Genomic DNA, 11,883 nt, shown 5'->3' on the forward strand with positions numbered 1-11,883 from the left:
AGTCACTGTCAGTGGCGCAGTGCACTATCGGAAGCGGGAGGTGATGCCGGTGCGGCCGGGGATCGCGTACGACTGCGACGCGCTGGTGATCGGCGGCGGCGTCGTCGGTCTGTCGACGGCGTATGCGATCACGCGTGCCGCGCCGGGCACCCGTGTGACGGTGCTGGAGAAGGAGACGGGCCCGGCCCGGCACCAGACGGGCCGCAACAGCGGGGTCATCCACAGCGGGATCTACTACCGCCCCGGCTCGCTCAAGGCGCGGTACGCGGTGCGGGGCGCGGCCGAGCTGGTGAAGTTCTGCGCGGAGTACGACATCGCCCATGCCGTCACCGGCAAGCTGATCGTCGCCACGGAGCGGGCCGAGCTGCCCCGGCTGCACGCGCTGGTGCAGCGCGGCCGGGAGAACGGCATCCCGGTGCGGGAGCTGGGCCCCGCGCAGATCGCCGAGTACGAGCCGGAGGTGCGGGGGCTCGCCGCCATCCACGTCGGGACGACGGGGGTGTGCGACTTCGCCGGGGTCGCGCGGCAGCTGGCCCGGGCGTCCGGTGCGGAGATCCGGTACGGGACACGGGTCGTACGGGTGGACCGCCGTCCGGAGCGGGGCGTCGCGGTCCTGACGGCCGCCGGCGACGTCGTACGGGGCCGGGCGCTGGTGAACTGCGCCGGGCTGCACTGCGACGAGGTGGCGCGGCTGACCGGGGACGACCCCGGGATGCGGATCGTGCCGTTCCGCGGGGAGTACTACGAGCTGGCGCGGCCCGAGCTGGTGCGCGGCCTGGTGTATCCGGTGCCGGACCCGGCGTTCCCGTTCCTCGGGGTGCATCTCACCCGCGGGATCGACTCGGGCGTCCATGTCGGCCCCAACGCGGTCCCGGCGCTGGCCCGGGAAGGGTACGGCCGGCGGACCGTACGGCCGCGCGAGGTGGCCGGGACGGTGGCCTGGCCCGGCACCTGGCGGATGGCCCGCAGAAACTGGCGGTACGGGGCCGGGGAACTCCGCCGCTCGGTGTCGAAGCGGGCGTTCGCCGCGGAGGTGCGCAGACTCCTGCCGGCCGTGACGCGGGACGACCTGGTGCGGGCCGCCGCCGGGGTGCGGGCGCAGGCGGTGCTGCGGGACGGGACACTGGTGGACGACTTCCTGATCCGCGAGGGGCCGCGGGCGGTCCATGTGCTCAACGCGCCCTCGCCCGCGGCCACGGCCTGTCTGCCGATCGGAAGAGAGGTGGCGCGCAGGGCGCTGGCCGCGCTCGGGGCACCATGAGACACCGGGCCGCCGAGTGAGGCAGCGCATGAACCATCACACAGTCCGCACCGCGAACCACCACATAAAATCGACTCACTGTGGCTGACTCCGTGAACACCCCCGAAACCCCCGGCACCCACCCGGCCACCCCCGGTGAGCTGCCGCGCCCGCACGACCCGGGCGTCTCCCTCCGGCGCACCCGGGCCAAGGGCGAACCGCGGTTCCCGGACGGCCCCCGCGCCGATCCCGCCGGATCGCACTTCGAACGGCGGATCCGGAGCTTCCAGCCGCGCCGCAGCCGGGTGACCACGGGGCAGGCGGACGCGTTGCAGCGGCTGTGGCCCAAGTGGGGACTGGACATCGACGGACAGCGGACCGTCGACCTGGAGGAGCTGTTCGGGAACGAACGGCCCGTCGTGCTGGAGATCGGGTTCGGGATGGGTGAGGCCACCGCGCAGATGGCCGCCGCGGACCCCGATCTCAACGTCCTCGCCGTCGACGTGCACACCCCCGGACAGGGCAACCTGCTCAATCTCGCCGACCACGACGGGCTGTCCAACATCCGGGTGGCGAACGGGGACGCCATCATCCTGCTCCGCGAGATGCTGCGCCCCGACTCGCTCGACGGGCTGCGCGTCTACTTCCCCGACCCCTGGCCCAAGAAGCGGCACCACAAGCGCCGGCTGATCCAGCCGGAGTTCCTCACGCTGGCCGCCGCCCGGCTCAGGCCCGGTGCGCTCGTGCACTGCGCGACGGACTGGGAGCCGTACGCCGAGCAGATGCTCGACGTGCTGAGCGCGCACCCGGATTTCGAGAACACCCGGCCGGACGGCGGTTTCGCGCCGCGTCCCGGGTTCCGGCCGCTGACCCGTTTCGAGGCCCAGGGACTGGACAAGGGTCATGTCGTGAACGATCTGCTGTTCCGCCGCGTACCGCACCGGGGGCAGCAGCGAGAACAGAGATGACAGCGGTTCCCCCGCCGGAATCATCGTCAGGTGATCGTTAGGGTCGATGCCGTGGCCACCTCCTCCCCGTACCCGACGTACCCCGCCGACGCCGGTGACCGTGCGTTCCGGCCCGTGCGCTGGTGGCAGCGCGGATGGGTGCGGTACGGGGCGCTGATCATCCTGCTCGCGGTCTCGGGGCTGGTCATCCTGGCGCTGGTGCGGGAGCAGACCGGCACGGAGGGGTTCCTGGTCGGGCTGGGGCTCGCCCTGCTGCCGGTGCCGCTCCTCCTCGCCGCGTTCCGGTGGCTCGACCGGGTCGAGCCCGGCCCCTGGCGCAACCTGCTGTTCGCGTTCGCCTGGGGGGCGTGCGCGGCGGCGCTGATAGCCATCGTCGCCAACAGCTTCGCCACGCGATGGATAGCCACGACGACCGCGGATCCGACCAGTGCGGACACCCTCGGGGCGACGGTCATAGCGCCCGTCGTCGAGGAGTGCGCCAAGGCCGCGGCCGTCCTCCTGGTCTTCCTCTTCCGCCGGCGGGACTTCACCGGGATCGTCGACGGGGTGGTGATAGCGGGGGTCACCGCCACCGGGTTCGCCTTCACCGAGAACATCCTCTACCTCGGTACGGCCTTCGGTACCGACCAGCTCACCGGCGACCGCGGCATCGCCTCCGTCACCGCCGCCACCTTCTTCGTGCGCGTCATCATGTCCCCGTTCGCGCACCCCCTCTTCACCGTCCTGACCGGCATCGGCTTCGGCATCGCCGCGCGCGCCGCGGACCGCCGGCATGCGCGGCGGGTGCTGCTGCCGCTGTGCGGGCTGCTGCTGGCGATGGGCATGCACGCGTTCTGGAACGGCTCGTCCACGTTCGGCGAGTACGGGTTCTTCGCCGTGTACGGGGCGTTCATGGTGCCCGCGTTCGGCCTGCTGACCTGGCTGGCCATCTGGACCCGGCAGCGCGAGCTGCGGACCGTGCGGGAGGAGCTGGCGGCGTATGTGTTCACCGGCTGGCTGGGGCCCGCCGAGCCGTTCGCGCTGGGCTCGATGGGGGCGCGGCGGCTGGCCCGCGACTACGCCGAGTACCACCTCGGCAAGCGGGGGGCGCAGACCGTGGCCCAGTACGAGGCGTACGCGACGTCCCTGGCGTTCCTGCGGCTGCGCGGGCGGCAGGGGCGGGCCGGGGCGGATTTCGTCGTACGGGAACGGGAGCTGCTGGCCGAGCTGTGGAAGCGGCGCGAGGTGGCGCGGCCGGCCCTGGAGTACGCGGCACGGGTGAACGCTCCGGCGTGGCCGGGTCCCGGAGCGCCTATGCCGTACGGCTACTCGGCGCTGCCCCATGCCTGGCCGACGGTGCCGTACCCGGCGTACAACCCGTACCGGTCGTAGCCCTGGACACCTGGCCGAGCCACGGACCGCCGGGACCGTGAGGGCCACCGCCGGGCGGCGCCGGGAACCAGAGCCCGGAGGGACGGCAGGCCCGACGAGACACCCGCCTGGGCGCACGCCCGAGAACCGGCCGCAGGCCCCCGTCGATACGCCCCAAGGACCCCGAACGACCTGCGGCACGCCACACCCCCCGCGGCGGCGCCGAGCGGGCAGCCCGCCCCGGCCGAAGACACGGTCCCGTCAGGACGACGCCTGGGTCAGGTGGTTGGTTTCTGCTGGTGTCAGGGTCAGGTCGGCCACGGCGAGCAGGGCCGGGAGCTGTTCCACCGTTCGGGCCGAGGTGATCGGGGCGACCACCGTCGGCTGGGCCGCGAGCCACGCCAGCGCCACGGTGGGGACGGCGACGCCGCGGGCCGTGGCGATCTCGTCCAGGGCCGTGATGAGCTTCTGGCCGCGCTCGCTCTCCAGGAGCTTGGCCGCTCCCCCGGCCCGGACGCTGTCCACGCCGTCCGGGCTCGTGCCGGGGCGGTACTTGCCCGTGAGGAAGCCCGCGGCCAGCGAGTGGTACGGGAGGGCGGCGAGGCCGGCGCGAGCGGCGACGTCCTGGAGCGGCCCCTCGTAGGTGTCGCGGGGGACCAGATTGTAGTGCGGCTGGAGCGCCACGTACCGGGCGAGGCCCTCGCGGTCGGAGAGGTCAAGGGACTCCTGGAGCCGTTCCGCGCCGATGGCGGGCCGGCGATGTGCCGCACCTTGCCGGCTCGCACCAGTAGTCGGTGTTCAGCCGGCGCAGCGAGGCGTCGGCGGCGGCCTTGAGGTCGCCCGGGAATTCGGGGTGCTGGCTGACCTTGGCGGCGATCACGACGTCCGCACGGTTGCCGCGCGCCGTGACCCACTTGCCGATGACGTCGCCTCGTCGGCGCCCCAGCCGAAGACGTTGCCGCCGAGGACGAGCGGGAAGACCTCCAGGTCGGAGGAGCCTTCAGCGCGCCCGCCGGAACACCCGATTCCACCGCCGTACGCAAAGATGCCGTAAACACCTGACCGGCAGCCCTGACGTCGGGGGGATGCCGCCAGGACCGCCGGGGAACAGGGGATGTGCCGGGGGGTGTGTCAGGGGTTGAGGCCCTTGCTGCGCAGCCAGGCCATCGGGTCGATGCCGCTGGACTGGCCGCCGGGGTGGACCTCCAGGTGGAGGTGCGGGCCGGTGACGTTGCCCGTGGCGCCCACGCGGCCGATGACGTCGCCGGTGCTGACCTTCTGCCCGACGCTGACGCTGATCGACGACTGGTGGCAGAACCACACCTCGGTGCCGTCGTCGAGGGTGAGGATCGTGCGGTAGCCGTAGGAGCCGGCCCAGCCCGCCTCGGTGATCGTGCCGGTGTGGACGGCCTTGATCAGCGTGCCCGTGGGGGCGGCGAAGTCGAGGCCGGTGTGGTACCCGGAGGACCACATGGAGCCGGCCTGACCGAAGGTGCCGGTGACCGTGTACGAGGAGGTCGGCAGGGCGTACTGCCTGGCCAGCGCGGCCAGCCGCTCCTCCTCGGCCTTCTTCTTTGCGGCGGCCTCCGCCTTCTCCTGGGCGGCGGCGGCCCGGGCCGCGGCCTCCTTCTCCGCCTTGGCCGCCGCGTCGGCGACCTCCTTGTCGGCGGCGGACACGGCCGCGGCGACGGCCCTGGTCTCGGCCTGGCCCTGCTGCTGCTCGGCCTGGGCCATGATGCGGTTGCGCAGCGCCTCGCCGGCGTCGGTGGTGCCCTCGGCGCTGTCGGCCTCGGTCACGCCGACGCTGCTCAGGGCGGTCGCCGAGCCCTTGGGTGCCTCGGTGCCCGCGCCGTCGCCGAGCAGGGAGCCGACGGAGGGCAGGTCGGGCATGGAGATGGAGACCGGCGGCTTGCCGGTGTTGGCGCTGGCCATGCCGCCCGCGCCGACGGCGGCGATGACGCCGACGCCGAGAACCGTGGAGCTGCGGGCGAGTCCGCCGCCGCGCTGCTTGGAGACGCGATGCCGGCCACGTATCGGGCGGATGGAGTCCTCGGTGGGGTTCCACTCCTCCCAGGGGCCCTCGTCGGTGCGGTAGGTGCCGTAGCCGAAGGTCTCGGTGCCGTACTGGCTCGGCGCGAACGGGGCTTCTGGGACAGGCCGGTTGGACGCCACTCGGGCGTGCTCCTTTCCTTCCTCCGCCTACCGGGTTAGCTGACGGGTTCGGAGCAGGAAGGTCTCCTACGCGCGTATACCAGCCGTGTCTCCACGGTGGCGTCCGCGTGATTCACCCCAAGGTGGTGGTTCCCCGGTTCCCTTGCGGGATTCGGCGCGTGCGCACGGAGCCGCCTCTTGTGACGGCTGGGACGACCGCGCTGCGTTATCGAACGTTAATAGACCCGGTGGGCAGATTCCAAGCCGTTCCGCTTGATCATTAACGGAATCCGGCGCGGACTTACGGCCCAGGACCGGCGAAAACCGGGCGAGTTGACCACCCTCGCGGGGAAAGTCGGAAAACCCACCGGAGGTGACGGTGTTTCAGTTGTTATGCGGAGGGCGGTCGTCCGATCACTGCTCGTGACAATGGTCAAGACGCCCTCCGCGCCGGAAAACACTCAGGGCCGGAATCCAGTAACTGGATTCCGGCCCTGAGCCTTCAGTAGCGGGGACAGGATTTGAACCTGCGACCTCTGGGTTATGAGCCCAGCGAGCTACCGAGCTGCTCCACCCCGCGTCGGTGTTCACCAGTGTACGCCATGCGCGGGACAGCAAGCACACGGACAACAACCGCCCCGTCCGGCGGACGCGTCTCCTGAGCCGGACCGCGCGGGGCCGCGCCTCAGCCGAGCAGATGACGGTTCGGTTCCCGGGCCTCCGCCCCGTACTCGGGCAGGACGACGACGTCGGCCCCCGCGGCCGTCAGCAGCCCGCTTCCGTCGGCCCCCGCGACGAACGTGTCCGGCTCCCGCCAGGCCGTGACCACCCGTCGCACCCCCGCGTCCAGGATCAGCCGCGCACAGGGCGCGGGGCGCGAGGCCCGCCGGGCACACGGCTCCAGGCTGCTGTAGACCGTGGCCGCGGCCAGCCGCGGATCCGCCGGGTCGATCTTGGCGAGCGCGGCCTCCTCCGCGTGGACCACGGGGTCGCCCGCCTCCCGCGAGAATCCGCGCGCCAGCTCCGTACCGTCCGCGGCCACCACGACGGCGCCCACGCTGAACGCCGTCCGCGAGGGCGGGCACCGCACCGCCAGCTCGCAGGCGATCCGCAGCCAGTGCCGGTCCGCGGCGACGGCCGTCGGGCCGCTCCCGGGGGCGGTCGGCTCGTACCGCATCAGGACCACGTCCTCGATCCGCCGGGTCTCCAGGAGCCGCAGCCGCCCGCGCTGGTACTCCCCCGGCCCGAACAGCCGCGGCGCCCCCGGATCCCCGACGAGCAACGGGGCGACGACGAGCTGGAGTTCGTCGGCGAGGCCCTGCCGGAGCAGTTGCGAGTGGACGGTCCCGCCACCCTCGACCATCAGGCGCCGCACGCCACGCGCCTCGTACAGGTGGGAGAGGAGCGCCGGCCAGTCGAGGCCGGGGCCCAGCGGGACGACGTCGGCCGCGACGCCGGCCCGCCGCGCCCGCTCGGCGCCCTCGTCCGTCGTGTAGAGGACCTTCTCGCCACCGGTGTGCCAGAACCGCGCGTCCGGGTCCAGATCGCCCGAGCCGCTGACGGCGACCTTGAGCGGGTACTCCGGCCGGCCGGCGGCGACCCGGGCCGCGCGCCGCTCGGCCGCGTTGACCAGGAGCCGCGGGTTGTCGGCGCGGATCGTGCCCGCGCCGATCAGGATCGCGTCGACGGACGCCCGCACCGCGTCGACCCGGTCGAAGTCGGCGGGGCCGGACAGGAGCAGCCGCTCGGGGCCGGTGTCGTCCAGGAAGCCGTCGAGGGAGACGGCGGCGGACAGCAGGACGTACGGGAAGGGCATCGGCGTGCTCCAGCGTGGAGACGGGCGGGGTCGGTTCGGGCGGGCCCGGTGGGGCGGGCTTGCCCCGGGCGGGCTTGCCCCGGGCGGGCTTGCCCCGGGCGGGCTTGGTTCAAGTTTGAAACAAACTTACACTGGCCGCATGACGACCCGCTGGCTCACCCCCGAGGAGCAGCGCGCCTGGCGCGCGTACCTCGCGGCCTCCCTGCTGCTGGAGGACGCGATCGACCGGCAGCTCCAGCAGGACGCCGGCATGCCGCACCTGTACTACTCCATCCTCGCCAACCTCTCCGATGCGCCCGAGCACCGGCTGCGGATGACCGACCTGGCCGAGCGGTCGAAGATCACCCGCAGCCGGCTGACGTACGCGGTGACCCGGCTGGAGAAGGACGGCCTGGTCCGGCGCGAGGGGTGCCCGTCGGACCGGCGCGGCAGCATCGCCGCGCTGACGGAGGCGGGGGTGGCGGTCCTGGAGCGCACGGCCCCCGGGCATGTCGAGACGGTGCGCGCCGCCGTCTTCGACCACCTCAGCGAGGAGCAGGTGGGGCAGCTGGAGGAGATCTCCACGGTGATCGCGCGGGCGCTCCACGGGGACGGGGCGCGCCCCGCGTCCGAGGACCTGCCCTGGCGGCGCCGGTCGGCGCCCTCCTGTTCGTGACCGCGCCCCACCCGTAGCCCCGCCCGGCTTGTGACCTCGCCCTCTTCGAGTCCCTGCCGTCTTCACCACCCCGACCCAACCCTGTTGCTTCAAATTTAAAGCAGGGAGTAGGCTCGCCAGCCGTAGATCTGCTTCAAAACTGAAGCAGATGCGTCCACCGGACCCGGAGAACCCGCATGCCCGACACCCCCGTCGCCACACCGCGCGCCCGCGTCCGGGTACCGCTGCGCTTCCCCGACGGATACGCCGTCGACGCCGACCTCGTCACCTTCCACGGCCTCGCGGACGGCCGGGAGCACCTCGCCGTCGTCCTCGGCGACCCCGGCCCCGTCCCGCTGGTCCGGCTGCACTCCGAGTGCCTGACCGGCGACGTCTTCGGCTCGGCCCGCTGCGACTGCGGCCCCCAGCTGCGCGAGGCGGTCGAACGCATCGCCGGCCGCGGCGGCGTCCTGCTCTACCTCCGCCAGGAGGGCCGCGGCATCGGCCTCTACAACAAGCTCGACGCGTACGCCCTTCAGGACCAGGGCCTGGACACGTACGAGGCCAACGCCGCGCTCGGCCTGCCCGAGGACGCCCGCGACTACACGGCCGCCGCCCAGATGCTGCGCGCCCTCGGCATCGAGGAATTGGACCTGCTGTCCAACAACCCCGACAAGGCGGAGCAGTTGCGGACGCTGGGCGTCGGCGTCCGCGAGCGGGTGCCGACCGGCGTGTTCACCACCGCCCACAACGTCCGCTATCTGCGGGCGAAGGTACTCCAGACCCAGCACACGCTGCCGCTGGGCGAACTGACGGAACGCAACGCCGGCTGACCCGGCCCCACGATCACGGACCACGCCGAACGGGCCGGGAGCAGCGGCGCGGGCGGCAGGGCCAGGGCGAGCGGGGCCAGGGCAAGCGGGGCCGCCGCGACGGCGTGGGCGACGCGGAATCCCGCCGGGTCCGGTGCCGGGCCCGTGACCCCCAGCACCACCGTGAGCAGCGCCGTCCCCACGGACGCCCACAGTTGCGCGTCGATGCTCAGAGCCGTGCTCGCCGAGGCCACGCGGTCCTTGGGCAGTTCGCGGGTCGCCGCAGAGCCATGGCTTGTCCGAGCCGGCCACGGATGTCGAGCACCGAGCACCGAGCACCGACATCACGGAGCCGGTGATCACGACGGTGACGACGCGGTGGCGCGCGGTGCCGTCGAACGCGTCGGCCGAGGTCGCCCGGGAGGGCGCGCGACCGGTCTTCGGCGCTGTCCTGCCGGGCCCGCCGTCAGCCCGCGTAGGGCCGGTCGGCACGGGCCGTCCGCAACGCCCGCCCCCACCAGGAGAGTTGGCCGAGCATGCCCTTGGCGGCGCCCGCGCACACGGCCGCGTCGCGGGGCGCGCCGTCCTCGCCGAGCCCCGACCACGGCCCGTGCAGGCTGACCGAGTCGCGCACCGTCACGGCGTGCAACTCGGCGAAGACCAGCCGCAACTGCTCGACGGCGCGCAGGCCGCCGCCGAGGCCGCCGTACGACACGAAGCCGACCGGCTTGGCCTGCCACTGCGCGTGGTGCCAGTCGATGACGTTCTTCAGCGCGGCCGGGAAGCTGTGGTTGTACTCGGGGGTGACGACGACGAAGGCGTCGGCGGCGGCCAGGCGCGGTGAGACGTCCGCCAGGGCGGCGACGGCCTCCTCGCTCGGCGTGCCGCCCCAGCCGGGCATGACCAGCGGCAGGCGTACGTCCGCGAGGTCGATGACGTCGAGTTCGAACCCGGTGTCAGCGGCAGCGGCACCGGTGAACCAGTCGGCGACGGCCCGGCCCTGACGTCCCTCGCGGACGCTGCCGACGAGGACGGCGAGGCGGAGCGGCGGGTCGTCGGCGGCGGGCTGCCGGGCGGCTTCGGTCGCAGCTTCGGTCGCGGCTTCGGTCGCGGACGTGGGCATGGATGTCCCCCTCTTCATGGCCGGCCGGAGGCCCGGTCCGGGCCCCGTTCCGGTAAAGTACAACGAGCGTTGTAAAACTACAACGCTCGTTGTACTTCGGTGGGCGCACACCGTCGGCCGTACCCGCATCCACCCCCGAGGAGGCGCGCGTGGGCAGCAGCAACGAGGCCCGGATGGAACAGGCACGGCGCGAGGTCCCGCCGCGGCAACTGGCGAAGCAGATCGCCATCGCGAGCGCGTCCTGCACGGTCTTCGGCCGCGAGGGTTACGCCCGCGCCTCGATCGACACGCTGGCGGCGGCGGCCGGGGTCTCCACGCGGACGCTCTACAACCACTTCCCCGGCGGCAAGGCGGCCCTGTTCCGCACGGTCGTCACCTGGACCTCGGCCGAGGTACGGGACGCCCAACTCGACTGCCTGCACGCCCTGTTGAACCCGGAGCGCCCGCCCCGCCCGGAGGATCTGGAACGCGACCTGGTCGCGCTGGCCCGCGGCTTCGTCGGCCTCATGACCGAGTACCCCAACCACTTCGCCCTGGTCCGGCACATCCACGCCGAGGCCGACCACGTACCCCCCGAGGTCCTGGCGGCCTGGCAGGAGGCGGGCCCGGTGCCGGTCGGGCGCGCCCTGACCGATGCGATGGCGGCCCTCGCCGAGGCGGGCCTGATCGACGTCCACGGAGACGCGGACCTGGCGGGCGCCCACTTCAAGGCCCTGATCTCCCACTCGATCGTCCAGCTCTCCCACTACGGTGTACGCCCCCTACCCGCCCACCAAATGGAACGGCTGATCCGGGGCGGGGTGGGGGCATTCTTGCGGGCGTACGGGGCCGGCTGACGGGGGCGTTCGCGCGAGCGCACACGATCAACGGCGGCAACAACATCTCGTTCATGGCACGGTCGGCCAATACACGGTCCCCTTCGAGATCAGGGCCGTACCCGACAACCCGGACGCCGACGGTGTCGAGGCCGTCGTGCAGTTCGCTGCCGCGCTCAAGGCCGAGGGCGTCACCGTCGTCGAGGTCGACTGCTGGCGCACCCGGCCCGGCACGACCCGCCGGCCGCGCAGGGCCACACCACGCACAAGGCCGAAGTGCTCACCGTGGAAAAAGCACTGAAGGCCGAGGGCCTGCTCACGTCGACCTTCGTGTACGGGTCGTTCGGCACCAAGACGATCGACGCCTACGCCCGCTGGCAGCGCTCCCCCGCGGGGGGGCGGCTACGTCGGCAAGGCCAGCCTGAAGCGCCTCGCCGCCCGGCACGGCTTCACCGTCACCGACTGCCCCGAGTAGAGACCAAGCTCGACGGCATCGTCACCAGGCTCTCCGACGTCGGCAAGGACGTCGCCGATCACGCGACCCGCATCCGAGCAGGCACCATTCGCCGTACTCGATGACGCCCTGGTCGTCCCACAGCCGGTGGGCACCCGCAGGCCGAGGAAGTTCGCTTCGCGGGTGTCGGCGTCCCGGCCGTGGATGCCGTCGCGGCCCGCGGTGATGCGGCGCCGGGTGGCCTGCTGGACCTTCAGCAGCAGGCCGGGCGAGGACTGCCGGGACGTGGACAACGACTCGGGTACGGCGCAGCAAACGACCGGTCCCTCCCCGTGGTGGGTCGGGGAAGGACCGGTCGTTCCATTGCCAGAGAGAGTTGGTGGCTTGTTACATGGCGGCTCCGGCGTTACGGCGGCGGCGGATCAGGAGGAAGCCGCCGAGGGCGGCCGCGGCGGCCGCGCCACCGATGGCCGGGTCGATGACCGGGACCGGGGGAACCTCGGTCGGCACGCAGGAGTTG

The 11,883-nt window shown here is 72.9% G+C and carries 10 protein-coding genes, 1 tRNA gene, 1 pseudogene and 1 riboswitch; of the genes and pseudogenes, 7 read left to right on the forward strand and 5 right to left on the reverse strand.

What is annotated here, in order from left to right:
• The first annotated feature begins 43 nt into the window (after positions 1-43).
• From lhgO to CTZ28_RS45200, 3 genes are all read left to right on the forward strand, one after another.
• Positions 44-1,261 carry an L-2-hydroxyglutarate oxidase gene (gene lhgO / locus CTZ28_RS45190; protein ID WP_183154898.1) on the forward strand — a complete coding sequence of 406 codons (1,218 nt, stop codon included), beginning with the start codon at positions 44-46 and terminating at the stop codon, positions 1,259-1,261.
• An 80-nt stretch (positions 1,262-1,341) separates the two neighbouring features.
• Positions 1,342-2,208 carry a tRNA (guanosine(46)-N7)-methyltransferase TrmB gene (gene trmB / locus CTZ28_RS45195; protein ID WP_121895710.1) on the forward strand — a complete coding sequence of 289 codons (867 nt, stop codon included), beginning with the start codon at positions 1,342-1,344 and terminating at the stop codon, positions 2,206-2,208.
• Between the two features lie 51 nt (positions 2,209-2,259).
• Positions 2,260-3,579 (forward strand): PrsW family intramembrane metalloprotease, encoded by a 1,320-nt coding sequence (locus tag CTZ28_RS45200; RefSeq protein ID WP_121895712.1) that lies wholly within the window; start codon positions 2,260-2,262, stop codon positions 3,577-3,579.
• Between the two features lie 240 nt (positions 3,580-3,819).
• On the opposite strand, the pseudogene CTZ28_RS45205 reads toward CTZ28_RS45200, so the two are convergent.
• From CTZ28_RS45205 to CTZ28_RS45220, 4 genes and pseudogenes are all read right to left on the reverse strand, one after another.
• A pseudogene (locus CTZ28_RS45205) lies at positions 3,820-4,584 on the reverse strand (aldo/keto reductase).
• A 105-nt stretch (positions 4,585-4,689) separates the two neighbouring features.
• Complete coding sequence (locus CTZ28_RS45210) at positions 4,690-5,730, reverse strand: M23 family metallopeptidase (RefSeq protein WP_121895714.1); 1,041 nt, start codon at positions 5,728-5,730, stop codon at positions 4,690-4,692.
• Positions 5,731-5,739: 9 nt separating this feature from the next.
• Positions 5,740-5,897: riboswitch (cyclic di-AMP (ydaO/yuaA leader) on the reverse strand.
• 318 nt (positions 5,898-6,215) lie between these two features.
• A tRNA-Met gene (locus CTZ28_RS45215) sits at positions 6,216-6,289 on the reverse strand.
• 105 nt (positions 6,290-6,394) lie between these two features.
• On the reverse strand, positions 6,395-7,525 hold the full coding sequence (locus CTZ28_RS45220; RefSeq protein WP_121895716.1) for a dihydrofolate reductase family protein: 1,131 nt from the start codon (positions 7,523-7,525) through the stop codon (positions 6,395-6,397).
• A gap of 139 nt (positions 7,526-7,664) precedes the next feature.
• Here CTZ28_RS45220 and CTZ28_RS45225 point away from each other — a divergent pair, with 139 nt between their 5' ends.
• Positions 7,665-8,180, forward strand: a complete 516-nt coding sequence (locus CTZ28_RS45225) for a MarR family winged helix-turn-helix transcriptional regulator (RefSeq protein ID WP_121895718.1) — start codon at positions 7,665-7,667, stop codon at positions 8,178-8,180.
• Between the two features lie 176 nt (positions 8,181-8,356).
• Positions 8,357-8,992, forward strand: a complete 636-nt coding sequence (locus CTZ28_RS45230) for a GTP cyclohydrolase II (protein ID WP_121895720.1) — start codon at positions 8,357-8,359, stop codon at positions 8,990-8,992.
• Between the two features lie 445 nt (positions 8,993-9,437).
• Here CTZ28_RS45230 and CTZ28_RS45235 read toward each other — a convergent pair whose 3' ends face one another.
• Positions 9,438-10,094: an NADPH-dependent FMN reductase gene (locus tag CTZ28_RS45235; protein ID WP_121895722.1), complete on the reverse strand. Its 657-nt coding sequence runs from the start codon at positions 10,092-10,094 to the stop codon at positions 9,438-9,440.
• Between the two features lie 149 nt (positions 10,095-10,243).
• Between CTZ28_RS45235 and CTZ28_RS45240 the strand changes: the two genes are divergently transcribed.
• Both CTZ28_RS45240 and CTZ28_RS46740 read left to right on the forward strand, forming a co-directional pair.
• Positions 10,244-10,930 carry a TetR/AcrR family transcriptional regulator gene (locus CTZ28_RS45240; RefSeq protein WP_121895724.1) on the forward strand — a complete coding sequence of 229 codons (687 nt, stop codon included), beginning with the start codon at positions 10,244-10,246 and terminating at the stop codon, positions 10,928-10,930.
• A 255-nt stretch (positions 10,931-11,185) separates the two neighbouring features.
• Positions 11,186-11,488, forward strand: coding sequence for a hypothetical protein (locus tag CTZ28_RS46740; RefSeq protein ID WP_147481297.1), 303 nt, complete (start codon positions 11,186-11,188; stop codon positions 11,486-11,488).
• The last annotated feature ends 395 nt before the right edge of the window (positions 11,489-11,883 follow it).

The organism is Streptomyces shenzhenensis (assembly GCF_003688995.1).
Classification (GTDB): Bacteria; Actinomycetota; Actinomycetes; order Streptomycetales; family Streptomycetaceae; genus Streptomyces; species Streptomyces shenzhenensis_A.

Excerpts from the sequence above, each read along its gene's own strand:
- lhgO (WP_183154898.1), top strand. The coding sequence starts at position 44 with ATGCCGGTGCGGCCGGGGATCGCGTACGACTGCGACGCGCTGGTGATC.
- CTZ28_RS45220 (WP_121895716.1), bottom strand. The coding sequence starts at position 7,525 with ATGCCCTTCCCGTACGTCCTGCTGTCCGCCGCCGTCTCCCTCGACGGC.
- CTZ28_RS45225 (WP_121895718.1), top strand. The coding sequence starts at position 7,665 with ATGACGACCCGCTGGCTCACCCCCGAGGAGCAGCGCGCCTGGCGCGCG.
- CTZ28_RS45230 (WP_121895720.1), top strand. The coding sequence starts at position 8,357 with ATGCCCGACACCCCCGTCGCCACACCGCGCGCCCGCGTCCGGGTACCG.
- CTZ28_RS45235 (WP_121895722.1), bottom strand. The coding sequence starts at position 10,094 with ATGCCCACGTCCGCGACCGAAGCCGCGACCGAAGCTGCGACCGAAGCC.